The 22,908-nt window shown below is 66.5% G+C and carries 20 protein-coding genes; 4 read left to right on the top strand and 16 right to left on the bottom strand.

Annotated elements, in window-relative coordinates:
• Nucleotide 1 precedes the first annotated feature (1 nt).
• The 6 genes from G474_RS0114615 to G474_RS0114590 form a co-directional block, all read right to left on the bottom strand.
• Nucleotides 2-643: a hypothetical protein gene (locus G474_RS0114615; RefSeq protein ID WP_026687631.1), complete on the bottom strand. Its 642-nt coding sequence runs from the start codon at nucleotides 641-643 to the stop codon at nucleotides 2-4.
• Nucleotides 640-1,119 carry a YqhG/Tai3 family protein gene (locus G474_RS0114610; protein ID WP_026687630.1) on the bottom strand — a complete coding sequence of 160 codons (480 nt, stop codon included), beginning with the start codon at nucleotides 1,117-1,119 and terminating at the stop codon, nucleotides 640-642. Before G474_RS0114610 ends, G474_RS0114615 begins: the two co-directional genes overlap by 4 nt.
• Before the next feature lie 86 nt (nucleotides 1,120-1,205).
• Nucleotides 1,206-1,910, bottom strand: coding sequence for a serine aminopeptidase domain-containing protein (locus G474_RS20965; protein ID WP_043464578.1), 705 nt, complete (start codon nucleotides 1,908-1,910; stop codon nucleotides 1,206-1,208).
• Entirely contained in the window at nucleotides 1,907-2,434 is a 528-nt protein-coding gene (locus G474_RS22200) for a hypothetical protein (protein ID WP_156919277.1), read from the bottom strand. Before G474_RS22200 ends, G474_RS20965 begins: the two co-directional genes overlap by 4 nt.
• Nucleotides 2,435-2,444: 10 nt before the next feature.
• Nucleotides 2,445-3,089: a hypothetical protein gene (locus tag G474_RS0114595; RefSeq protein WP_026687629.1), complete on the bottom strand. Its 645-nt coding sequence runs from the start codon at nucleotides 3,087-3,089 to the stop codon at nucleotides 2,445-2,447.
• 128 nt (nucleotides 3,090-3,217) lie between these two features.
• A complete protein-coding gene (locus G474_RS0114590; RefSeq protein ID WP_051282319.1) occupies nucleotides 3,218-8,305 on the bottom strand; it encodes an alpha-2-macroglobulin family protein in 5,088 nt (1,695 codons plus the stop codon).
• A gap of 168 nt (nucleotides 8,306-8,473) precedes the next feature.
• On the opposite strand from G474_RS0114590, the gene G474_RS0114585 reads away from it, so the two are divergent.
• From G474_RS0114585 to G474_RS0114570, 4 genes are all read left to right on the top strand, one after another.
• The gene (locus tag G474_RS0114585) at nucleotides 8,474-9,592 is read left to right on the top strand and encodes an MGDG synthase family glycosyltransferase (RefSeq protein WP_043464575.1); all 1,119 of its coding nucleotides are present in this window, start codon (nucleotides 8,474-8,476) and stop codon (nucleotides 9,590-9,592) included.
• Nucleotides 9,589-10,563 (top strand): phosphatase domain-containing protein, encoded by a 975-nt coding sequence (locus G474_RS22195; protein WP_026687626.1) that lies wholly within the window; start codon nucleotides 9,589-9,591, stop codon nucleotides 10,561-10,563. Before G474_RS0114585 ends, G474_RS22195 begins: the two co-directional genes overlap by 4 nt.
• A 64-nt stretch (nucleotides 10,564-10,627) precedes the next feature.
• Nucleotides 10,628-11,443 carry a posphoenolpyruvate synthetase regulatory kinase/phosphorylase PpsR gene (gene ppsR, locus G474_RS0114575; RefSeq protein ID WP_026687625.1) on the top strand — a complete coding sequence of 272 codons (816 nt, stop codon included), beginning with the start codon at nucleotides 10,628-10,630 and terminating at the stop codon, nucleotides 11,441-11,443.
• A 21-nt stretch (nucleotides 11,444-11,464) separates the two neighbouring features.
• Nucleotides 11,465-12,625 carry an iron-containing alcohol dehydrogenase gene (locus tag G474_RS0114570; protein WP_026687624.1) on the top strand — a complete coding sequence of 387 codons (1,161 nt, stop codon included), beginning with the start codon at nucleotides 11,465-11,467 and terminating at the stop codon, nucleotides 12,623-12,625.
• A gap of 108 nt (nucleotides 12,626-12,733) precedes the next feature.
• Here the strand turns inward: G474_RS0114570 and G474_RS0114565 are convergent, their stop codons facing one another.
• From G474_RS0114565 to ispC, 10 genes are read right to left on the bottom strand one after another with little or no spacing between them, the layout of a single operon-like run.
• Entirely contained in the window at nucleotides 12,734-13,516 is a 783-nt protein-coding gene (locus tag G474_RS0114565; protein WP_026687623.1) for a TrmH family RNA methyltransferase, read from the bottom strand.
• Nucleotides 13,517-13,520: 4 nt separating this feature from the next.
• Entirely contained in the window at nucleotides 13,521-14,111 is a 591-nt protein-coding gene (rnhB, locus tag G474_RS0114560; protein ID WP_245589376.1) for a ribonuclease HII, read from the bottom strand.
• Complete coding sequence (gene lpxB / locus G474_RS0114555) at nucleotides 14,096-15,244, bottom strand: lipid-A-disaccharide synthase (RefSeq protein ID WP_026687621.1); 1,149 nt, start codon at nucleotides 15,242-15,244, stop codon at nucleotides 14,096-14,098. Before lpxB ends, rnhB begins: the two co-directional genes overlap by 16 nt.
• Nucleotides 15,241-16,020, bottom strand: coding sequence for an acyl-ACP--UDP-N-acetylglucosamine O-acyltransferase (gene lpxA, locus G474_RS0114550; protein ID WP_026687620.1), 780 nt, complete (start codon nucleotides 16,018-16,020; stop codon nucleotides 15,241-15,243). The genes lpxB and lpxA overlap by 4 nt, the downstream gene beginning before the upstream one ends.
• Nucleotides 16,017-16,457: a 3-hydroxyacyl-ACP dehydratase FabZ gene (gene fabZ / locus G474_RS0114545; RefSeq protein WP_026687619.1), complete on the bottom strand. Its 441-nt coding sequence runs from the start codon at nucleotides 16,455-16,457 to the stop codon at nucleotides 16,017-16,019. The genes lpxA and fabZ overlap by 4 nt, the downstream gene beginning before the upstream one ends.
• A gap of 4 nt (nucleotides 16,458-16,461) precedes the next feature.
• Nucleotides 16,462-17,508 carry a UDP-3-O-(3-hydroxymyristoyl)glucosamine N-acyltransferase gene (gene lpxD / locus G474_RS0114540; RefSeq protein ID WP_026687618.1) on the bottom strand — a complete coding sequence of 349 codons (1,047 nt, stop codon included), beginning with the start codon at nucleotides 17,506-17,508 and terminating at the stop codon, nucleotides 16,462-16,464.
• Between the two features lie 23 nt (nucleotides 17,509-17,531).
• Nucleotides 17,532-18,041, bottom strand: coding sequence for an OmpH/Skp family outer membrane protein (locus tag G474_RS0114535; RefSeq protein ID WP_043464570.1), 510 nt, complete (start codon nucleotides 18,039-18,041; stop codon nucleotides 17,532-17,534).
• A gap of 12 nt (nucleotides 18,042-18,053) precedes the next feature.
• Nucleotides 18,054-20,333, bottom strand: a complete 2,280-nt coding sequence (gene bamA / locus G474_RS0114530; RefSeq protein WP_026687616.1) for an outer membrane protein assembly factor BamA — start codon at nucleotides 20,331-20,333, stop codon at nucleotides 18,054-18,056.
• Between the two features lie 4 nt (nucleotides 20,334-20,337).
• Nucleotides 20,338-21,720 (bottom strand): RIP metalloprotease RseP, encoded by a 1,383-nt coding sequence (gene rseP / locus G474_RS0114525; protein WP_026687615.1) that lies wholly within the window; start codon nucleotides 21,718-21,720, stop codon nucleotides 20,338-20,340.
• Between the two features lie 8 nt (nucleotides 21,721-21,728).
• Complete coding sequence (gene ispC, locus G474_RS0114520) at nucleotides 21,729-22,907, bottom strand: 1-deoxy-D-xylulose-5-phosphate reductoisomerase (RefSeq protein WP_043464567.1); 1,179 nt, start codon at nucleotides 22,905-22,907, stop codon at nucleotides 21,729-21,731.
• Nucleotide 22,908 lies beyond the last annotated feature (1 nt).

Below are 22,908 nucleotides of genomic sequence, written 5' to 3'. Positions count from 1 at the left end.
CTTACCTGTTCCGGGCTGCTGGAGCAGCTTTCCCGGCAGCGGGGGCAGCAGGAACGGGAGTGGCGGGCAGCGCACAGTCGCGCCGGCCCTCCTCCAGGTAGGAAAGCAGCGTCTTGCGCAGGGAGTTCTGGTCGGCGAAGTCCACATCCACCACCCGCCACTGCCCTTCCTGGCGCCCCAGCCGCAGGCGCTCGTGCCAGACCAGGGTCCGATAGGGATGGGCCCGGGGATAACGGGTGTCTAGGTAGACCAGGTCCACCTCCATGCTGGCTTCGTGCCCCATTTCCCGCTTCTGGCCGTAGGCTACTTCGCTGGCGCCCTCGTAATTTCCCACAAAAATATTGCCTTCCAGGACCGAGGGCTTTTCGTCCTTGGCCGCGGCCCGTATGCATTGTTGCTCCATCCGGGCGGCCTGATCCAGCAGGGTGAGCAGGTCCCGGGAAAGGACTCCCTCCAGCTTCTTTCGCAGGGCCGGCTCGGGCAGGCCAAAGCTGGCCGACCCCAGGATCAGCTGGTAGTAGTTTCTCGCCGCCGTTTCCACGGGGCCGGTCTCGGCCCGGGCCCCCGACAGCAGCAGCCCCAGGGCCAGGCCCAGGGTCAGGTCCAGAAGCAGCCGGCGTGCGCCGCCCTGCCCCCGGCTCATGGCCGCCCCCGGTAACGGCTGGCGAGGGAATCCCCCAGGGGCGTGATCAGATCCCTGACCCGCCAGCAGCGGGGTGCTGCCCCGGCCTCCAGTTCCAGGATCACCTGGCGCTTTTCCGCCGGCTGGCCGGGATCGAGTTCGAAGTCGAAGGCCATGCTCACCCGGCTACCGCCCTGGGAATCCGGCGTCGCGGCAAAGCTGGCCGCCCCCCGCATCTCGCCATCCTGGGCCCCGAGCCAGGGGTCGTAGTCCAGATGGCAGAGGCCTTCCCGCTCGGCACAGCGGTAGTGCCGCTTCAGGGCCTGCATCAGCGCCGGCGTCACATAGCCGGCCAGGCCCCGGGTTTGCTGGAAATAGAAGTCCCGGTGCTGCTGGAAGAATTCCCGGGCGAAGGCGGCCGGGTCGGATTTGCTGCAATCGCCGGCGGCCATGGCCAGGCCGGAGGAAAAAAACAGCAGGGCAAGGAAGGAACGCATGGTGGAACTCAGGGCTGAAGAAAAAAAACGGAGTAAAAGGCCAGGAAAAGGCGTTCGGCGCATCCTGCCCGGAAGCGCCTGGAATATCAAGAATTCCCCACGTCATGGTCCGCCGCCCGGGCCATGAAGTCCTGCACCCGGGCTGCGCAAGGACCGGGCAGGACCTGCAGCAGGAAATGGGGGGCGTGGAAATCCACCCGCTGGGCTCCGGGAATGTGTTCGGCTACCCACCGGGAAACCCGGGAGGGGATCAGCCGGTCGGCATCGGCCTGAAGACACAGGACCGGCATCCGGATCCGGGGCAGGCAGTCCCGCACATCCACCGCCAGTGCAGCTCGGGCCCGATGGCGCAACACCGCCGGCGACACCTGCCGGAGGGCAGCAGCCAACTGAGCCTGCAGGGCCGGAGTGGCGAAGGGCCCCAGCACCAGCAGGCCCAGCAAGCCCAGGGGCAGCAGACTGTGGGGCAGCGGCGGCAGCAGCGGTCCCAGGCAAGTCGGCAGGGGCTGGTGGGCGAAGGTGCAGCACAGGATGAGGCCCTGCAGCCCGGGAGGGGGCGCCGCCCCCAGGCGGATGCCCAGGGGACCGGAGAAGGACTCCGCCAGCAGGAAGAACGGCCGGTCCCGGGGCAGCCGGGCCCGGATCAGGGCTTCCAGCTCCGGATAATCCAGGGGGCGATCGGCGGGATAGGCCAGGGGCAGCACCTCCACCTGGGGACCGCAGGCGGCGGCGAACTCCCCCAGCAGCAATCCCGTGCCATCCAGCCCGGGCAGCAGCACCAGGGTATTCAAGGCGGGGCCATCGGGTGCCGGGCAGATTCGGCCCGGGCCATGGCCTTGCCATCGCAGCTCCGGAGCAGGACCATGGCCTGACGCCCTTCATCCCAGACCAGGGCCACGGGGCCGTCGGCCAGGACGTAGGGCTCCTCTCCGGGCGGATTGACCAGCAGCAGACGGCTGTCCCGGCGGTAGGAAAGGCCCATTTCCGAGGTATAGGGCAGCACCTGGGCCCGCCCGCTCTTCAGGCTCACCACCGCGTGCTGGATGCAGCCGCTGCCGCAGCCCCAGCTCACCAGCCGCAGGTGGCCGGCAAAATCCGGCGGCCCCTCCGCCGCCCCTGTGCGGATGCGGGTCCGGAAGAGCCGGGTTTCCCGGTTTTCCATCACCCGAGGCGGCACATAGGGGCCGCGAAAAGCCAGGGCGGCACGGGAGGCCGGGTATTTCCCGAAGTCCAGACAGCGGGCCGGCAGCTGCATTTCCATGGCCTGTCCCGGCAGGGCTGCGGCCCCGAGCAGCAGGAGCAGCCAGCGGCTCAAGCCCATGGGCTCAGTTGCACTGGGCCACCAGGGAATTGACCACCCCGTCCACCTTGGCCTTGCTGGGTTCGTCGAAATAAGTCTGGATGAAGGACAGGGCGTGTTCGCCCTTGACACAGGCGTAGTAACGCTGCTTGACCTGAATGCCGTTGATGCTGGTGCTGGCATCCAGATAGCCCAGCTTGGCCGCGCCCACCTGGGTGGTCTGGCAGCCGCCGGCGAACTTCAGGTTCATGGGGGAGGCTTCGATCAGTTTCTGGGCATGGAACAGGTAGTCGCAGCCGGACTTGACCCCGGGCATGACGCTGACGTTTTCGGCAACGGAGATGACGCTGGGGTTGGTCCGCACCGGGGCGCCCGGCTCGCTCTCGAAGAAGGCGAAGATGGGGGTGGTGCTCTTCAGGGACTGGTCGATGATGGCCTTCATCTGCTTGTTGTCACCGGCCATCATCCCGGAGGCCTGGGCATTCATCTTCATGGTGGTTTCCGGATCCTGGGCGAACCAGCCTTCCGGTTTCTTCACTTCCACCCCGAAGAACTCATTGACGTATTTGACCTGGTCGGCGGAACGGGTCAGGGCGGATTTTTCCTTGGCAGCGTCGGAGCAGCCGGCCAGGGCCGCCAGGACGCACAGGGACAGGATGGAATATTTCAATTGGGATCTCCCGAAAAAGGCCCCGGTATTCCCGGGGCCGTCAAAAAAACTGGGGCCGGGGCAAGGCCGCCGGCCCGGAACCGCTACCGGCCCCGGTTTCCCGGGAGCGGCAGCAGCGAGTTGTCGGCTTACTTGCCGCGCTTTTCATCCACCACGGTGAGACTCCCCTCCCCTTCGGCCAGGCCGTAGATGTTGGGCCGGTACATGTCTTCCGCGTAGATGGGCGGGAACACGAACTTGCCGGGAGTGACCACCCGGGCCCGGTAGAAGAGCAGCATGTTGCTGTCCAGGCGCAGGGCCGCCACGAAGCGGTCATCCCGGAACTCCACGTGCTGGATGCGGGAATCCGCCATGACCTGGGCAGGAAGCAGGCCATCCACCTGGACAGCATCCATGCCCTCGCCCTGGACGATGTTGAGGTTCTCGATTTCCAGGCCGGCGGGGATGCGGTCCACCACCAGGGCATTGGCCATGCGCACGAAGGGGTTGACGCTGAGCTTCACCAGCACGGTCTCGCCCACCTTGAGGCTGCGGTTGCCCAGGGGGCGCCCCTGGGCATCAAGCAGCTCCCGGCTCAGGCTCACCGCATCCTTGCGGGCAGCGGGCATCTTCACCGGATAGCCGCCCAGGGCCAGTTCCAGGTACAGCTTGTCGCTGCCCGGATTGCTGAGCTTGATGCCGGCGCTCAGGTCCCCGTTACCCAGCCCGTGCACCACGGCGCCCTTGCCGGACAGGCTGCTCTCGCCGGACTTGCCGGCCAGCTTCACCTGCCAGGACTTGCCTTCGCCGCTGCTCATCTGGCGCCCGGCCAGGAACAGGGCCAGCTTCTCCTGGGTGCTGGTGTAGCGCTTCTGTTCCAGCTCCAGGGCCACCAGGCTGATCAGGTTTTCCTGCCCCTGGACCTTCAGCTTGTGACGTTCCAGCAGGGCGTAGGACAGGGCCGCATCCCGCAGGGGGGTGCCGTAGTCGCCCCACCAGGAGTCATTGACCCGGGCTTTCACCACCCCTTCGGCCAGGGCGGTCTGGGCCCGCTTCTCGTCGCCCATCAGATGCAGGGCCAGCCCCAGGTGCACCAGGGCTAGGCCGGAGTGGGCCTGCTGGCGCAGGTCGAACATCTGCCGCAGGGTGGACAGGGGCGCCTTGGACTCCCGGGCCAGCACATAGGCCCCGTAGGACAGGGCCCCGAAGCGGCCGCTGCCGCCGTAGTGGTAGTCACGCCAGACATTTTCCTGGTTGTAGGCCTGGGGGCTGTTGGGCAGTCCGGCCACCCCCTGCTGCAGGGCCTTCAGGAGGAAATCCATGGCCTTCTGCTGCATCTGCTCGGGGACGTTGAAGCCCTGCTCCCGGCTGTCCAGCAGGAAGTTGGTGACGTAGGAGGAGAGCCAGTACTCGTAGGTGGACACATTGCCCCACAGGCTGAAGCCCCCGTTGGGCGCCTGCATGGCCCCCAGGCGGGCGGTGGCCTTCTCCAGCATCTCGGTACGCTGGGCCCGGCTGTAGGGCTTGAGCCCGAAGCTGCGGGCCTCCTCCTCGCCGATGAAGACGTGGGGATAGGCGGTGGAGGTGGTCTGCTCGGTACAGCCGTAGGGATAGGTGAGCAGCCCCTGGATGGCGCTCTTCACGTCGATGGGCGGCTTGTCGGACAGGGTCAGGTGGCTTTCCACCGTGGCCGGCAACAGGCCGCCCAGGTCCGCTTCCCGCAGGGTCATGGTTTCACCCGGCGCCAGGGTGTAGCGGCGCAGGAACTGCTGCCGGGGCGTGGCGGCCTGGACCTGGAGGGCGAATTCCCGCTTCAGGGTGACGCTGCCGCCCACCTTGACCTGCACCGGCACCAGGCCGAAGGCACTGCCCGCCTCCAGGGGGAAGCGCAGGGTGACCTTCTGCTGGTCCTGGAGGGTCAGGTTGCGCCGGGGCTCCTGGATCCTCAGGCCGTTGTCGTTGGCCAGCTCCACCTGCAGCTGCTGTTCGGCGCCGGAAAGGTTGTGCAGGTCCAGGGCGACGATGGCGCTGTCCCCCACGGTGAGGAAGCGGGGGGTGGCCAGCTCCGCCACCAGGGGGGCGGCCACGGTGACTTCGGATTCCGCATTGCCGAACCGGTCCGGTGCCGCCACCACGGCCATCAGGCGCAGGCGGCCGTTGAAGTCGGGCACCGGCAAGGTGATCTCCGCCTCGCCCTTTTCATCCAGGGCCACGGGGCCGGAGAACAGGTCCACCAGCTTCACCTTCTTGGGCATGCTCTGGGTGGCCTGGGGCGCCGCATCGCCACCGAACTTGAGCTTGCCCTTCTGGCCCGCCATCTTTTCGATCAGGCGGCCATAGACGTCGTACTGGTCGGCCCCGTAGCGCAGCTTGCCGAAGAAGTGGCCGAAGGGATCGGGGGTACGGAAGTTGGTGATGTTGAGGATACCCACGTCCACCGCCGAGAGGGTCACCTGGGCCTTCTGGCCCTTGGCGTCCGGCACCCGCACCTTCACCTTGAGGGGGGTCTCGGGGAGCATCTTCTGGGGCGCTTCCAGCTTCACCTGGAGCTTGCGCTCACCCCGCTCCAGGGGCAGGTGCACCAGGCCCAGGGCCCGGGCCGGGGTGACCTGCACGGCGCCGTCGCCGGGACGCAGCACCAGCACCGAGACATAGAGGTCATGGCGCAGCCAGTCCTTGTGCACCGGGATGTCCACGGTGCTGCCGGTGGCAGGCATGCGCAGCCGCTGCACCCACAGGGTCCGGTCCCCTTCCACGGTGATCAGGGCCTCGCCTCCGTGGGGCGGGGTGATGGTCAGGCGGGCGGTCTCCCCTTCCTTGTAGGCGGGCTTGTCCAGTTTCAGGTTGACCCGGTCGGGACGCACCCCCTGGCTTTCGTCGGAACGGGCGCTCCAACCTGCATAGAAGCGGTAGGCCAGACGCTTGCCGGTTTCCGGATCGTTGATCTCGAGACGGTAACGGCCGTATTTCACGGGCAGGGACAGTTTGCCCCGGCCGGTGGCCGGCAGCACGACGCTGGAGGAGGACACCAGCTCATCGGTTTCCGTGTAGCCCGAGTGCCAGCCACGCTGATCCTCGAAGCGCCAGTAGTAGTCCCGGTTTTCCCGGAACAGGCGCACCGGATAGGTGCCGGCGTGGAGCTTGCCGGTGGCGTCGGCACGGATCACCTCGAATTCCGCCAGGCTGCCTTCCCGGGCGTAGTCGCCGTTGAACAGGGGGCGCACGGCCAGGAGCTTGGGCGCCGGCCAGTAGGTGCGTTCCAGGGAGCGGATCACCGGCCGGCCGCCGCTTTCCAGCAGGCTCATGGTGGTCCGGATGCTGAAGGGGGAATGACGCCCTTCCACCTTTTCCAGGTCGATGTCGAGGCTGGCCTTGCCCTGCTCGTCCAGGGTGGTTTCGGGCAGCTCTTCCCGGGCCCGGGCCGTGTCTTCATTGACGTCGCCGAACTCGAAACCGGGCAGCTTGTCAGCCAGGGGATTCTTGTTGCGGAAGAACTGGGCCACCCCCAGCAGCCGGTTGCCGGCGGCTGGCGCCCCGTACAGGTAATTGCCGTCCACCTGCAGGGCAAAGGGATGCTGGGCATCGAGCTGGGGACTGGCGGTGCTCAGGTCCAGCTTCATGCGTTCGGGCAGGAATTCCTCGACCCCGAAGCGGAACACGGTGGTGGGCCGCTTGTCGGCAGGGTCGGCGCGCAGTTCCAGGTTCCAGAAGCCGGTGGGGGCATCGGCCGGCAGCTCCAGGCTACGCTGGTAATAGCCGTTCAGGGCGCCGCTGGGCTGCCAGGTGGCGGTGAACTGGGCCTTGCCGTCGGGCCGCTTGAGGATGGCCTGGATGGGCTGGGCCGGCACGGCATGGCCATCCGCATCCCGGGCCAGGACCGAGACGTCGAAGCGCTCCCCGGGCCGGTACAGGTCCCGGCCGGAGTAGGCGAACAGGCTCACATCCCGGCCGGGCAGGCCGCCGATGTCGTATTCGGACAAATCCAGGGCCGGCTCCTTCAGAGCGATCATGGCTACCTGCTTGCCCTGACGGGCCAGGATCACCACCGCGCCCTTGGGCCGCTCGGGGAAATGGGCCCGGCCGTCGGCATCGGTCTGCTTCTGGGCCAGGATCTTGCCCTGGGCGTCGAGCCAGGCGATGTCCACGCCGCTGGCCGCCGTGCCCTTGTCCAGGTTGCTCACGTAGGCATCGGCGCCCTTCTCGAACAGGCGGGTGTGCAGGCCCAGGTTGCTGGTATAGAAATAGGTCACCTGGTAGTCATGGCGGAAACGGTTGGGCTGGCTCATGACGGCGATGTAGATGCCCGGCTCGGCCAGCTCCTTGATCTCCTCCACGGGAATGAAGGTGACGCTGCGCCGGTTGGCCTTCTGCTCGGTGAGGAAGCGGCCGGTGTAGACGCTCTCGGTGAGCTTGTGCAGGGGGTCCAGCTCCCAGTTGCTCACGGCACCCTTGAGGCTGCTGGAGCGGTCGTAGTAGTAGCCCTCGTCTTCCTCGTCCTCGCTGGTATAGGTGTTGCCGCTGATCACCTGGTCCAGGAAGCGGGGCAGCTGGTCGGGCTTGACCCGCAGGAACTGGATGTCCACTTCCGGGACATTCACGGTGACCACCGGCAGACCGCCGTTCTGGCGGGCCGGCAGCACCATGCCCTTGCTGGCAAAGTAATAGGCGGGGGAAACGGCGGCCGTGCGGATGCCATAGGCAGACTCGGCGGCGAGCTGCTCGCCGTTGCGGGCCGGCAGGCCGGGGCTGACGCGCACCACGTAGCGGGTCTCGGGCTTGATGTGGGGGAAGAACAGCAGGCGGGGATTCTCGCCCACCACCCAGGCCCCCTTCACCAGGGTGCCGCCCTCGGTGTTCACGTCCTCGGGGGCGGTGCTGGCCACGGGGGCGGTGCTGCGGCTGCCGTCGTCGCCGTAGTAGCCGTCGTCATCCTGGCGGGCCTTGCGGTCCTGGGGACGGGCCGGCATCTCGAACACCTGAATGAAGCTGTTGTAGTTCTGGCGCGGGTCCAGGGGCTGGCTGAAGGTCAGGGCCAGGGCCGGAGAACCGTCCAGGTCCCGGTTGTTGAGCTCCACCAGTTCGATGGGGCCGGTACTCTCCTCCACCGCAGTGCGGCTGGGCAGCATCGAGCCCCCCTGACGCAACTCCCCGCCCAGGTAAAGGCCCAGGCCAGCCACCAGGCCGATCACGAGCACCACAATCAGAATATTGATTTTATTGCCGCGCCATTGACTCACGTCCCACCCCTCGAGTTGCCAAGCCGGCCCCAGGCCGGAAAAGCCGCCATTATTCCATCATTCTGAGTTGAAATGCTGGCCGGATGCGCTGGGGAAATACGGCCGCGAAAATTGACAGGGCCTGGAGCGGGCTGCAGAATCCGCCGCATTTGTCATGGACCCTCCGCCATGCGTATCCTCGTTCTCAGCGTTTCCGCCGGCGCCGGTCATGTGCGTGCCGCCCAGGCCCTGTGCGCCACTGCCGCCACCGAACTGCCGCAACTGGACGTCATCCACCAGGACCTGCTCGAACTGGTGCCCCAGGGCTTTCGCAAGCTCTACGGCAGCGGCTACATCAAGCTGGTGGAACGGGCGCCCCTGGTCTGGGCCTATCTCTACCAGCGCACCGACCATCCTGCCGGGGATTCCCTGCTCTCCCGCTTCCGCCGGCATGTGGAGCGCCTCAACACCCGGCGGCTGGAGGCGGAAATCGAGCGGATCAGGCCGGATGCCATCGTCTGCACCCACTTCCTGCCCGCCGAGCTGCTCTCCCGGCGCATCGCCCAGGGCCTGCCCACGCCCCCGGTGTGGGTCCATGTGACCGACTTCGACATCCACGGCCTCTGGCTGCATCCCCACATGGCTGGCTACTGCGTCGCCAGCGGCGAGGTGGCGGCCCGGCTGGCGGCCCGGGGAGTGGCCAAGGAGAACATCCACGTCACCGGCATCGCCATCATGCCCCAGTTCCGCCAGACACCGGAGCGCTCCCGGGCGGCCGCCGAGCTGGGCCTGGACCCGGCGCGCAGCACCCTGCTGATGATGTCCGGCGGTGCCGGCGTCGGGGACATGGAAGCCCTGGTGGCCCAGGTGGCCGCCCTACCCCTGGACCTGCAGATCGTCGCCCTGGCGGGCCGCAACGAGGCCCTGCTGACCCGGCTCCAGGCCCTGGCCGCCCGTCATCCGGGGCGCATCCTGCCCCTGGGCTTCACCCGCACCGTGGAGCGGGTCATGGCCGCTGCCGACCTGGCCATCACCAAGCCCGGCGGACTGACCTCCAGCGAGTGTCTGGCCATGGGACTGCCGATGCTGATCGTCTCCCCCATTCCCGGCCAGGAGGAGCGCAACGCCGACGCCCTGCTGGAGGCCGGCTGCGCCTGGAAGGCCGTGGACCCGGCAGCCCTGGCCTACAAGCTGGAACTGCTGATGCGCGATCCGGAACGGCGCCAGCGCATGGCCGCCTGCCAGCGACAGATGGCCCGCCCCGAAGCCGCCCGGGCCATCCTGGAGCGGGTCGGGGGCCTGGCATGAAGGGCCTGGGAAGGTGGCTGGCCGGCCTGACGCTGCTGCTGGCCGCCCTGCAGCCGGCCCAGGCTGAGGCCGACCGGATCAGCCTGTACCCGGGCTACAGCAACGGCCAGCGCCTTCTGGTCGAAGGCCGCATCGTCGAGGCCCGGAGCGCCGCCCCGGTTCGGGAGGCCGATGGCCGGCTCACCAACCTGTGGCGCAACTTGGGCCATTTCTTCAACGACGAGCGCCAGGGGCAGCCCCTGCAGCTGCACCTCCAGGGCCAGGTCTGGCCCCTGGTGAGCGATGCGGAAGGCTATTTCAGCCTGGACACCCCCCATCCGCCCCTGGCCCCGGGCTGGCACCAGATCATGGCCGAAAGCCGCGGCCACCAGGGACAGGGCCGGCTGCTGGTGGTGCCAAGGGAAAACCGCCTGGGCCTGATCTCCGACCTGGATGACACCCTGCTGATCTCGGAAGTGACCCGCAAGCACCGGCTGCTGGGCAACACCTTCCTCAAGAATCCGGCCCAGCGTCAGGTGGTGCCCGGCACGGCGGCCCTCCTGGCCCGGGTGGCTGCCGCCAACCCCCGGCCGGAGGCGGCGCCCCTCTTCTATCTCTCCGCCTCGCCGCGGCAGCTCCAGGATGGCATCGCCGATTTCCTGGAGCGCAACGCCTTTCCCGCCGGGGTGCTGCTCACCAAGCAGATCCGCGAGGACGGAGGCGGGGATCCCCTGCTCGACCAGTTCACCTACAAGACCCGGAAGATAGAAGGCATCCTGGCCCGCCTGCCCGGGGTGCGCTTCCTGTTGCTGGGAGATGACGGGGAGAAGGACCCGGAAATCTACGCCTGGATCCAGAAGCTGTACCCGGAACGGGTCGCCGGCATCTGGATCCGCCGGGTCAGCCCGCCGCCCCGGCAGCCCCTGCCGCCCGGCCAGCGGGACCTGGCCGAAGTCCTGGCGGCGACTTCCCTGCCGGAACTGGCCCCCTGAGGCCCCGGGGGCGCCGACAAACTGGTAGGATTTCCCCCTTTTTCCCAGTCCCTGTTTCGGCCTCATGCATACCCTGAACCGCACCATCTTCTTCGTTTCCGACGGCACCGGCATCACCGTGGAGGCCCTGGGCCACAGCCTGCTTTCCCAGTTCGAGGGCGTCAAATTCACCCAGGTGCGCATCCCCTTCGTGGATAGCGAGGACAAGGCCCGGGAAGTGGTGGCCCGCATCAACGCCAGAGGCGAGGCCGACGGCATCCGTCCCATCGTGTTTACCACCCTGATCAACCCGCGCCTGGCGGAGATCGTGCATCTGGCCGATGCCTTCTCCCTGTCCTATTTCGAGACTTTCCTCTCGCCCCTGGAAACCGAGCTGGGGGTGAAATCCAGCCATACGGTGGGACGCACCCACGGCTCCACCGACAGCTCCGACTACAAGGAGCGCATCGAGGCCATCAACTACACCCTGGCCCACGACGACGGGATTACCGACCTGGACCTGGAAGAAGCCGACGTGGTGCTGGTGGGCGTATCCCGCTGCGGCAAGACCCCCACCTCCCTGTACCTGGCCATGCAGTTCGGCCTCAAGGCCGCCAACTTTCCCCTGATCCCCGAGGATTTCGAACGAGGCCGCCTGCCGGGCACCCTGGAGCGGCACCGGGCCAAGCTGTTCGGCCTCACCATCCAGCCCGAGCGGCTGGCCCAGATCCGCGAGGAACGCCGGCCCAACAGCCGTTACGCCAGCCTCTCCAACTGCCGCCACGAGGTCAGCGAGGCGGAGCGAATGATGCGCCGGGAAGGCATCCGCTGGCTGGATTCCTCCACCAAGTCCATCGAGGAAATCTCCACCACGGTGCTGGAAGAACTGAAGCTCCGTTAAGCCCCACCGGAAAGGAAAGCCATGCTCAACTTCGACTACTACAACCCCACCCGCATCGTCTTCGGCCGTGACAGCATCGCCCGCCTGCAGGAGCTGGTCCCGGAAAACGCCCGGGTGCTGGTGCTCTACGGCGGCGGCAGCGCCGAGAAGAACGGCACCCTGGCCGAGGTGGAGGCTGCCCTGGCACCCCGCACGGTGATGCGCTTTGGCGGCATCGAGCCCAATCCCGCCTACGAGACCCTGATGCAGGCGGTGCAACTGGTGCGCCAGGAAGGCCTGGACTTCCTCCTGGCCGTGGGCGGCGGCTCGGTCATCGACGGCACCAAGTTCGTGGCGGCCGCGGTGGAATATCCCCGGGAAGACCCCTGGCACATCCTGGAAACCTTTGGCGCCAAGATCAGCAGCGCCCTGCCTCTGGGCTGCGTCGTCACCCTGCCCGCCACGGGCTCGGAGATGAACCATTTTTCCGTAGTCAGCCGCAAGTCCCTGCAGGCCAAGCTGCCCTTTGCCAGCCCCCACGTGTTCCCGCGCTTTGCCATCCTGGACCCGGTCAAGACCTTCAGCCTGCCGCCCCGGCAGATCGCCAACGGCATCGTGGATGCCTTCGTGCACGTCATCGAGCAGTACCTGACCTACCCGGTCAACGCCCCCCTCCAGGACCGCTATGCCGAAGGCCTGCTCCAGACCCTGGTGGACATCGGCCCCCGGGCCCTGGCAACGCCTCAGGATTACGATCTCCGGGCCAACCTGATGTGGGCCGCCACCCAGGCCCTGAATGGCCTGATCGGGGCGGGGGTGCCCCAGGACTGGGCCACCCACATGCTCGGCCACGAGATCACCGCCATGTATGGTCTCGACCACGCCCAGACCCTGGCCGTGGTCCTGCCGCCGCTCCTGGACCTGCGCCGGGAAGGCAAGCGGGAAAAGCTGCTCCAGTACGCGGAACGGGTCTGGGGCATCCGGGAAGGCAGCGACACGGCGCGCATCGACCAGGCCATCGCCCGCACCCGGGAGTTCTTCGCCTCCCTGGGGATGAAGTCCCGCCTGGGGGACTACCAGATCAGCGCCGAAGCCGTGCCCCGGCTGCTGGCCCAACTGGAGGCCCATGGCATGGACAAGCTGGGGGAAAGACAGGACATGGACCTGGAACTCAGCCGCCGGGTCCTGGAAGCCTGCCTCTGAGCGGCATCCATCCCTGAACACCGGGCCCTGCCCGCTGGCAGCAGCGGCAGGGCCCGTATGCTATCGGACGCCGGAAACAGGAACAGGGAGCAGGAACCGCCCCCCGACTCAGGCCGGCAGGCGCCGGCGCAGGGTTTCGAACAGGCAGATGGCGGCGGCGGCGCCCACGTTGAGGGATTCCACCGCCCCGGGCATGGGGATGTGGATGCGCTGCCCGGCCCGGGCCAGGACGGCGGGACTCACCCCCTGCCCTTCCGCACCGAACACCCAGGCCACGGGCCCCTGCCAGCAGGCCTGATGCAGGGATACGGCGCCTTCCAGGGCAGTGGCCAGACTGGCACCCTGGAACTGGGTGAGGAAGGTTTCCAGGTCAGCCCCTTCATGGATCTGCACCAGGAAATGGGCCCCCTGCCCCGCCCGCAGCACCTTGGGCGACCAGGCCCCGACACAGTCCGGCGACAGGAGCAGCTGCCCGAACCCGGCGGCAGCGGCCGTGCGCAACAGGGTGCCCAGGTTGCCCGGGTCCTGGATGCCGTCCAGGAGCACCGTGTCCCGGTCCAGCGCCGGCGCCTGATCAGCGGCGGGCACCTCCACCTCGGCCAGGACCCCGGCCGGAGTTTCCGTATCCGCCAGTTCCGCCAGCAAGCCATCCGCCAGCAGCACCACCCGGGCCTGGGGATGGGCGGCCAGCCAGGCGGCGATTTCCCCCTGGGCCGCGCCCCGTTCGCTCACCAGCACCATCTCCGGCAGGCCGTGCCGGGCCGTCCAGGCGGTCAGCAGGTGCATGCCTTCGAGCAGGGTACGGCCGGCCTTGCGCCGTTCCCGGCTGGACTGGGCCAGCTTCTTCCAGGCCCGGAAGGCCGGGTTATCCCGGGAAACGATGTGCTTCATGACTTCAGAGCAGGCTGAGCTGGGCCACCGGGCCGAAGCTGCGGCGGTGGGCCGGACAGGGCCCGTGGGCCTGGAGGGCGGCCAGATGGGCGGCCGTGGGGTAGCCCATGTGCCGCTCGAAACCGTATTGGGGATAGTTCTGGTGCAGGGCCACCATGCCCGCATCGCGCACGGTCTTGGCCAGGATGGAGGCCGCGGCGATGGCGGCGATCTTGCCATCCCCCTGCACCACCGCCTGCACGGGGATTTCCAGCCGCGGGCAGCGGTTGCCATCCACCACCGCACGGGCCGGGGCCAGGGCGAGGCCGGCCACGGCCCGCTGCATGGCCAGGAAAGTGGCCTGGAGGATGTTGATCCGGTCGATTTCCGCGGGGCTGGCTTCGGCCACGCACCAAGCCAGGGCGTGGGCCCGGATTTCTTCGGCCAGGATCAGGCGGCGTTTTTCCGAGAGCTTCTTGGAATCGTTGAGGCCCGGGATCGGGCGCTCCGGATTGAGGATCACCGCAGCAGCCACCACGGGCCCCGCCAGGGGCCCACGGCCGGCTTCGTCGATGCCGCAGACGTCGGCGGGCAGCGCACTCAGCTGGGCAGGCACGCAATCACCGCTTCGGCCGCCCGGGCAGCCGTGTTCTGCCGCAGTTGCTCGTGGATGCGGGTGAACTCCCCTTCCAGGTAGCTGGCCACCCGGGGGTCGCTGGCCAGGTTCACCAGGGCCTGGGCCAGGTTTTCCGGGGTGGCTTCGTCCTGCAGCAGCTCCGGCACCAGGAAGCGCCCGGCCAGGACATTGGGCAGCCCCACGTAAGGCAGGTAGCCCCGCTTCTTCATCATCCGGTAGGTGGTGGGCGAAAGCTTGTAGGTGATCACCATGGGGCGCTTCACCAGGGCGGCTTCCAGGGTGGCGGTTCCGCTTGCCACCAGCACCACGTCGGCGGCGCCCATGGCGTCCTGGGCGTGGCCGAACAGGAGCCGGAACGGCAGGTTGGCCACCTGCTGCCGGTAGATGGCGGTCTCGAACTGGAGCCGGGTCTCCCGGGTGGCCAGGGGCACCAGGAATATCGCCTGGGGCTGCAGCTGATGGATCAGGCGGGCGGTCTGGACGAAGGTGTCGGCCAGGTATTCCAGCTCCGACTGGCGGCTGCCCGGCAACAGGGCGTAGAGGGTGCCTTCCAGGGGCAGGTTGAGCTTGGCCCGGGCTTCCTTCTTGTCCGTGTGCAGGGGAATCTGGTCTGCCAGGGGATGGCCCACGTAGGTGACCGGGACCCCGGCCTTTTCGTACAGGGGTGGCTCCATGGGGAACAGGGCCAGCACCCGGTGCACTGCCTGGGCGATCTTGTGGATGCGCTTGCCCCGCCAGGCCCAGATGGAGGGACTGACGTAGTGGAGGGTGGTGACGCCCCTGGCCTTCAGGTCCGCTTCCAGGCCCAGGTTGAAGTCCGGGGCATCGACGCCGATGAACAGGTCGGGAGGGTCCTGCAGCAGGCGGGCTTTCAGGTCCCGGCGGATGCCGGCGATCTCCCGGTAGCGCTTCAGCACTTCCACGTAGCCCATGACCGCCAGCTTTTCCATGGGCCACCAGGCGGTGAAGCCCTGGGCCATCATCTTGGGACCGCCGATGCCGAAGAAGGAAAGCTGGGGCAGGCGGGCCTTGAGGGCGGCGATCAGGTGGCTGGCGAGCAGATCTCCGGATGCTTCGCCCGCCACGATGGCGATGCGAAACGGCCGGCTCATCGGATGATGCCGCGCTTGGAGAGTTCGAGGAATTCCACGAAGCGATGCACGTCCGGCTGCTCCCTGGCCATTTCCTCCAGCTTCACCTTGGCCTCTTCCAGCATCAGGCCGGACTTGTACAGGGTCCGGTAAGCCCGCTTCAGAGCGGTGATGGATTCGGCGGTAAAGCCGCGCCGCTTCAGGCCTTCCACGTTGATGCCATAGGGCGAGGCGGTGTTGCCGGCCGCCATCAGGTAGGGCGGCACGTCCTGGAGGATCACGGTGCCCACGGCGGTCATCACATGGGCGCCCACCCGGCAGAACTGGTGGATGCCCGTGTAACCACCCAGGATGGCCCAGTCGTCCACATGCACGTGGCCGGCCAGCTGGGCGTTGTTGGCAAAGGTGGTGTGGTTGCCCACCTGGCAGTCATGGGCGATATGCACATAGGCCATGATCCAGTTGTCGTTGCCGATGCGGGTCACCCCCGCATCCTGGACCGTGCCCAGGTTGAAGGTGCAGAACTCGCGGATGGTGTTGCGGTCGCCGATTTCCAGGCGGGTGGGCTCGTCCGCGTACTTCTTGTCCTGGGGCACTTCGCCCAGGGAGGAAAACTGGAAGATCCGGTTTTCCCGGCCGATACGGGTATGGCCGTGGATCACAACGTGGGGGCCAACCACGGTCTGGTCGCCGATCTCCACGTGCTCGCCGATGATGGAATAGGCGCCAATCTCGACCCCGTTGCCGATCCTGGCACCGGGATGGACGATGGCGGTGGGGTGGATCCGTTCACTCACTTGGCGATGTCCCGCTTGGCACACATGAGGTTGGCTTCGGCGGCGATTTCCCCATCCACCTTGGCCACGGCCTTGTACTTCCAGATGCCGCGCATCTGGCGTTCGATGTCCACGTGCAGGTGCAGCTGGTCGCCGGGCAGCACCGGCTTCTTGAAGCGGGCGTTGTCGATGCCGACAAAGTAGAACACGGAATCGTCGCTGGGCATCTCGCCCATGGTCTTGAAGGAGAGGATGCCGGCGGCCTGGGCCAGGGCTTCCATGATCAGCACACCCGGCATCACCGGATGATGGGGGAAATGGCCCTGGAAGAAAGGCTCGTTGATGGTGACGTTCTTGTAGGCGTGGATGGACTTGCCCGGCTCCACCTCCACGACCCTATCCACCAGCAGGAAGGGATAACGGTGCGGCAGGTGTTCCAGAATTTGATGAATATCCATTTAATCAGCTCTTTGTCTCTAATTCTTGAAGTTTTTTCTCAAGCTCGCTCACCCGCTGGGCCAGTTGCCCCAGGTGTTTCAGGTGGGCAGCGTTCTGCAGCCATTTGTCGTGGCTGTCCAGGGGATAGAGGGCCGTGTACTTGCCGCTCTTGGTGATGTTCTTCATCACCATGGTGCCCGGGGAAATCTCCGTGCCCGGGGCGATCTCCAGATGCCCCAGGATCATGGCCGCCCCACCGATGGCGCAGTGATGGCCGATGCGGGTGCTGCCGGCGATGCCGACGCAGCCGGCAATCACCGTGTGCTCGCCGATGACGCAGTTGTGGCCGATCATGATCTGGTTATCCAGCTTGCAGCCATCGCCGATCACCGTGTCTTCCAGGGCACCCCGGTCGATGCTGGTGTTGGCACCGATTTCCACGTCGTTGCCCAGCACCACCCGGCCGATCTGGGGAATCTTCAGCCATCGGCCCCCTTCCGGGGCAAAGCCGAAGCCGTCGGCCCCGATCACCGCACCGCTGTGGATGATGGCCCGCTCCCCAATCTGACAGCCGGGGTAGATGACGGCGCCCCCGTGCACGATGCTGTCGGCGCCGATACTGACCCCGGCACCGATCACGGCGTTGGCGCGGATCTCCACCCCCTCCCCCAGGCTCACCCCCGGACCTATCCAGGCCCCGGGGCCCACATGACAGGAGGCCGGCACCGGGCTTTCCAGCACGGCGGCCCCATGGCAGCCGGGCCCCAGGCGCGGCACCGGATTGAGCAGGGCCGCCACCCGGGCGTAATAGACGTAGGGCCTGGGCGTGACGATGGCGGCCACCCGGGGCTGACCGGCCGCGTCCACGGGCAGGTCTGCCAGGGCCTCAGGCGCCAGGATCACTGCACTGGCGCGGGTTTCCCCCAGGTGCTTGCGATACTTGGGATTGGCCAGAAAGGCTATCTGGCCGCTGACGGCGCCCTGCAGGGTGCCGACCTGGGCGACGGGGAGACTGGCGTCCCCCCGGATCTCGCCGCCCAGGCGGTCCACGATGGCCGCGAGCGTCCACACCGCTCCGCTCGCGTGCCCCTGCATCACTTGCCGTCCGAAAGGGCCTTCACCACCTTGTCGGTGATGTCCAGTTTGGGGCTGACCCAGACCACATCCTGCAGGATCAGGTCGAACTTCTCGCTGTCGGCGATCTGCTTGATGGCCCGGTTGGCCTTCTCGATGATGGCGGCGTTGGCTTCGTTCTGACGCAGGTTCAGGTCTTCACGGAACTCGCGCTGCTTGCGCTGGAACTCCCGGGACAGCTCGGAAAACTCGCGCTCCTTGTTGCGGCGCTCGGTTTCGGACATGGTGACGGCGTTCTTTTCCATGTTTTCCTGCATGCCCTGGAGCTGCTTGGCCATGCGCTGCAGTTCCTGATCCCGCTTGGAGAATTCAGCTTCGATTTCCTTGGCCGCCTTGATGGCGGAAGGCGCATTGCGGAAGATGCGCTGGGTATCCACATACCCCACCTTCAGATCAGCCGCCTGGGCAACCGGAGCCACCAGGGTGGCGGCACAAAGACTGGCGGCAAGAACGGACTTGGTATTCAACATTGTTCTCCTGCTTCAAAAAGTGGAACCCAGTTGGAACTGGAAGGTTTCGGTATCGTCCCCCGGCTTGTCGTTGAGCGGGGCGGCAATACTGAATTTGAGGGGACCGACGGGAGAGATCCACGCCAGCGAAACGCCGGTGGAAGCCCGGAAATCGTCAGTCTTGATTTTCTGGCCGGGACCGAAGGTCTGGCCGATATCGAAGAACACGCCCATGCGCAGGGACTTGTCGTAGCCGGGCAGGCCCCAGAGCAGTTCCGCATTGCCGACGATCTTGCGGTTGCCCCCGAGACGCTCGTCCTCGTACTTGGCATCCACGGGGCCCAGACTGGAGGCCGCATAGCCGCGCACGGAATTGATGCCGCCCACGTAGTAGTTCTTGTAGAACGGCAGGCCGTCCTGGCCCCCGTAACCGTCCCCGTAGCCGAAGTCCCCGTTGACCATCAGGGTCAGGGACTTGGAAATGGGGAAGAAACGCTGGTACTGGTAGCTCAGCTTCCAGTACTTCAGGTCGCCCCCGGGGAGGGCCAGTTCCAGACCGGCGCGCTGGTAGGTGCCGGTAGTCGGGAAGATGTAGCTGTCCTTGCCGTCACTGGTCCAGTTGATGGTCAACGGGATGGTGATGTTGGAGCTGCCATACTTATCCACAAAGTCGATGTAGCGCTGGGGACTGCTGTCGTAGGTGGTGATCTTGGTATGGTCCAGGGTCAGGCCCACGCCGATGGATTCCCGCTCGGAAATGGGGAAGCCGAAGCGGATGCCGGCCCCGGTGGAGGCGGTCTTGTAATCCCCCACGTCGATGGTGGTGGGCTCGTAGGTCCGGTGATAGACATCGAAGCCCTGGGAAATACCATCGATGGTGAAATAGGGATCGGTATAGCTCAGGGACAGGTTGCGGTTGGTCTTGCTGGTGTTCAGGCCCAGGGTCAGGTGCTTGCCGCTACCGAAGATGTTGTTCTGGGAGATGGAGCCGGACAGCATGACCTTCTCCGACTGGGAGAAGCCGGCCCCCAGCATGATGTTGCCGGTGGGCTTCTCGGTGACGTTGAGGTTTACGTCCACCTGGTCGGCGGTACCGGGCACGGGCGGTGTTTCCACGGTCACGTCGGCAAAATAGCCGAGCTTGTCCACCCGCTGCTTGGACAGGGTGACCTGCTCGGCGTTGTACCAGCCCCCTTCCATCTGCCGCATTTCCCGACGGATCACCTCGTCCCGAGTACGGGTGTTGCCGGTCACATTGATGCGGCGCACGTACACCCGCTTGCCCGGGTCCACGAAGATGGTGAAAGCCACCTGCTTCTTTTCCTTGTCCAGCTCCGGGGAGGCATTGACGTTGGCAAAGGCATAGCCCTGATCGCTCAGGCGGTCGGTGATGCGCTTGGTGGTGTTGTTCAGCTCTTCCCGGGAGAACACCTGGCCGGGCTTCAGGGGCACCAGCTTGCGAATCTCGGCCTCGGGCAGGATCAGGTCCCCGGCCAGCTTGATGGAGGAGATCTGGTAACGGTCCCCTTCGCTGATGTTCACCGTGATGTAGATGTCCTGCTTGTCCGGGGAAATGCTCACCTGGGTGGAATCGACGGCGAACTCCAGGTAACCCCGGTTCATGTAGTAGGAGCGCAGCTTTTCCAGGTCGGCGGACAGCTTCTGGCGGGAATACTGGTCATTCTTGGTGTACCAGCTCAGCCAGCCCGGGGTGCTCAACTCGAACAGTTCAAGCAGATCCTTCTCCTTGAAGGCTTGCACCCCGACAATGTTGATGGCCTTGATCTTGGCGGATTCCCCTTCGGTGATGTTGAAGTTGATCCCCACCCGGTTGCGCTCCAGGGGCGTCACGGTGGTGGTGATCTGCACCCCGTATTTGCCCTTGGTCAGGTACTGGCGTTTCAGTTCCTGCTCAGCCCGGTCCAGAAGGGCCCGGTCGAAAATCTGGGTTTCCGAGAGGCCCATGTCCTTCATGGCCTTGAGGATAGGGTCCTTCTCGAACTCCTTCATGCCAACGAAATCGATCTTGGCAATGGCCGGACGTTCCTGGAGGATCAGGACCATCACGTCCCCTTCCACCTCGACCCGCACATCCTTGAAGAAACCCGTGGCAAACAGGGCCTTGATGGACTGGGATGCCTTCTCGCTGGTAAGGGTGTCACCCACCTTGACCGGCAGATAGGTAAACACCGTGCCGGCCTCCGTCCGCTGGATGCCTTCAACGCGGATATCCCTGATGGCAAAGGGTTCGAAGGCATGGGCCGAAGCCGACAGCAGACCGGCAATCAGAACCGCACAAAGTTTTTTATTCATTCACTCAGCCGTTAAACAGGGGACCCAGCAGGCGACTCAAATCGTTGAAAAAGGCGAAAGCCATCAGGGTGAAAAGCAGGGAGAGCCCAATCTGCTGCCCCCATGCCATGGCCCTTTCCGAGAGTGGGCCGCCCTTGATGACTTCGAGAATATGATACATCAAATGCCCCCCGTCCAATACGGGGATGGGGAGCAGGTTCAGGATGCCCAGGCTGATGCTCACCAGAGCCATGAACTTGAGATAGTAGTCCAGGCCCAGGCGGGCCGACTGGCCGGCATAGTCGGCAATGGTGACCGGCCCGGAGAGATTGCGCCAGGAGGCTTCCCCGGTGATCATCTTGCCGAACATCACCAGGCTGAATACCGATTTGTCCCAGGTTTCCCGCACCGCCTTGATACCGGACTCCAGGAAGCCGTAGCTGACGAAGCCGCGCAGCTCCGGCATGGCCACCCCTGGAGCCTCGGCCACGCCCACTCCGATGCGTCCGAAGGTGACCCCCCGCTCCTCGACGGCTTCCGGCGTGATCTGCACCCGGAACTCCTGGTCGCCGCGGCGCAGCAGGAAGGACATGTCCCGCCCCGGAGCCTGACGCACGGTTTCCAGCACCTGGGCCCAGTGCTCGATCTTCTGGCCGCCGATCTCCAGGAACAGGTCCCCCTCACGCAGCCCCGCCCGGGCGCCCGGGGTACCCGGCTGCACCTGCCCCACCAGAGCCGGAATACGGGGCTGGTAGAAACGTAGCCCCAGATGGGCGAAGGCGTCCCCCTGCCAGCCCTGTTCGGCCAGCTCGGCCACGTCCAGGCTGCGGTAATGGCGTTCCTGCTGCTCGTTCAGGAGTTCCAGCTCCACCTGGGGCGCCTTGGCTGCCTGCTGCAGGAGCAGCCAGCGGAAATCCTGCCAGGTTTCCACCGGGATGCCGTTGACCTGCAGCACCCGCTCCCCGTTGGCGATGCCCGCCCGGGCCGCCGGCGTTTCCGCCACCGGGGGGCCTAGCACCGGGCGCAGCTCCTCGCTGCCCTGCCAGAACATCAGCCAGTAGATCAGGATGGCCAGGAGAAAATTGGCCAGGGGGCCCGCCGCGACGATGGCGCTGCGCCGCCCCACGCCCTGACGGTTGAAGGCTCGGGACAGTTCGGCTGCGGGCACCGGGGCCTCCCGCTCGTCGAGCATGCGGACATAGCCGCCCAGGGGAAAGGCGCTCAGGGACCATTCGGTCTGGTCCGCCCCGAAGCGGCGGCTCCAGATGACCGGGCCAAACCCCACGGAAAAGCGCAGCACCCTGACGCCGCAGAGTCGCGCCACGGCGAAATGGCCGAACTCGTGCACCACGATCAGCACCCCGAGCACGAGGATGAAGGCGCCCAGGTAAAAAGGAATGTCGCTCATGACCTGCCTCAGTTCATGCCGCGCAGCAGTTCCCCGGCGCGGCTCCGGGCCAGGGCATCGGCCGCCTCCACCTGCTCCAGGGTATCGGCCGCCGAGGCCGGCAGGGCTTCCAGCACCGCCGCCACCAGGCGGGCGATGCCGGTGAAGGCAAGCCGCCCTTCCAGGAAGGCTTCGACCGCAATCTCGTTGGCCGCGTTCAGCAGGGCCGGTGCCGTGCCTCCGGCCGCCAGGGCCTCGTAGGCCAGCTTCAGGCAGGGGAAGCGCTGGAAATCGGGCGGCTGGAAGTCCAGCCGGGCCACCTGGAACAGGTCCAGGGGTGCCACCCCGGCCTCGATCCGCTCCGGATAGGCCAGAGCGTGGGCAATGGGGGTGCGCATGTCCGGGTTGCCGAGCTGGGCCAGCAGGGAACCGTCGGCGTATTCCACCAGGGAATGGATCACGCTCTGGGGATGGACCACCACCTGGATGCGCTCGCCCGGCAGGCCGAACAGCCAGCGGGCCTCGATCAGCTCCAGGCCCTTGTTCATCATGGAGGCGGAATCCACGGAAATCTTGCGTCCCATGACCCAGTTGGGATGGGCGCAGGCCTGGGCCGGGGTGACATGTTCCAGGTCCGCCGCCGGCAGGTTGCGGAAGGGGCCGCCGGAAGCGGTCAGCAGGATGCGCCGCACCCCGGTGTTTTCCAGCCCCGGGCGGAACCCGGCCGGCAGGGACTGGAAGATGGCGTTGTGTTCGCTATCCACCGGCAGCAGGGTGGCGCCGTTCCGGGCCACCGCGTTCATGAACAGGGCTCCGGCAGTGACCAGGGCTTCCTTGTTGGCCAGCAGCACCCGCTTGCCGGCCTCCACCGCAGCCAGGGTGGGCGCCAGTCCTGCGGCACCAACGATGGCGGCCATCACCGTATCGGCCTCCGGCAAGGCGGCCATCCGGCACAGGGCCTCGGGACCGTACAGCACCTCGGTGGGCAGCTGCAGCGTTTTGAGCGCAGCGGCCAGTTGCGCGGCGCTCCCCGCATCCCCAAGCACCGCGTAGGCGGGGCGGAATTCCTGGCACTGGTCGCGCAGTTTCTCCCACTGGCGATGGGCGCAGAGGGCCAGGACCCGGTAGCGGTCCGGGTGGCGACGCACCAGATCCAGGGTGTTTTCCCCGATGGACCCGGTGGAACCGAGCAAGGTGATTTGACGCATG

The sequence above is a fragment of the Azovibrio restrictus DSM 23866 genome (assembly GCF_000429665.1).
Lineage (GTDB): Bacteria > Pseudomonadota > Gammaproteobacteria > Burkholderiales > Rhodocyclaceae > Azovibrio > Azovibrio restrictus.
Note: the sequence above shows the minus strand (reverse complement) of the source record. Positions and strands in the feature narration are given on the sequence as shown.

What these genes read in the sequence shown, in the direction of transcription:
- G474_RS0114615 (WP_026687631.1), bottom strand. Translation starts at nt 643, where the DNA reads ATGAGCCGGGGGCAGGGCGGCGCACGCCGGCTGCTTCTGGACCTGACC.
- G474_RS0114610 (WP_026687630.1), bottom strand. Translation starts at nt 1,119, where the DNA reads ATGCGTTCCTTCCTTGCCCTGCTGTTTTTTTCCTCCGGCCTGGCCATG.
- G474_RS0114585 (WP_043464575.1), top strand. Translation starts at nt 8,474, where the DNA reads ATGCGTATCCTCGTTCTCAGCGTTTCCGCCGGCGCCGGTCATGTGCGT.
- G474_RS22195 (WP_026687626.1), top strand. Translation starts at nt 9,589, where the DNA reads ATGAAGGGCCTGGGAAGGTGGCTGGCCGGCCTGACGCTGCTGCTGGCC.
- ppsR (WP_026687625.1), top strand. Translation starts at nt 10,628, where the DNA reads ATGCATACCCTGAACCGCACCATCTTCTTCGTTTCCGACGGCACCGGC.
- G474_RS0114570 (WP_026687624.1), top strand. Translation starts at nt 11,465, where the DNA reads ATGCTCAACTTCGACTACTACAACCCCACCCGCATCGTCTTCGGCCGT.
- G474_RS0114565 (WP_026687623.1), bottom strand. Translation starts at nt 13,516, where the DNA reads ATGAAGCACATCGTTTCCCGGGATAACCCGGCCTTCCGGGCCTGGAAG.
- lpxB (WP_026687621.1), bottom strand. Translation starts at nt 15,244, where the DNA reads ATGAGCCGGCCGTTTCGCATCGCCATCGTGGCGGGCGAAGCATCCGGA.
- fabZ (WP_026687619.1), bottom strand. Translation starts at nt 16,457, where the DNA reads ATGGATATTCATCAAATTCTGGAACACCTGCCGCACCGTTATCCCTTC.
- G474_RS0114535 (WP_043464570.1), bottom strand. Translation starts at nt 18,041, where the DNA reads ATGTTGAATACCAAGTCCGTTCTTGCCGCCAGTCTTTGTGCCGCCACC.
- bamA (WP_026687616.1), bottom strand. Translation starts at nt 20,333, where the DNA reads ATGAATAAAAAACTTTGTGCGGTTCTGATTGCCGGTCTGCTGTCGGCT.
- rseP (WP_026687615.1), bottom strand. Translation starts at nt 21,720, where the DNA reads ATGAGCGACATTCCTTTTTACCTGGGCGCCTTCATCCTCGTGCTCGGG.
- ispC (WP_043464567.1), bottom strand. Translation starts at nt 22,907, where the DNA reads ATGCGTCAAATCACCTTGCTCGGTTCCACCGGGTCCATCGGGGAAAAC.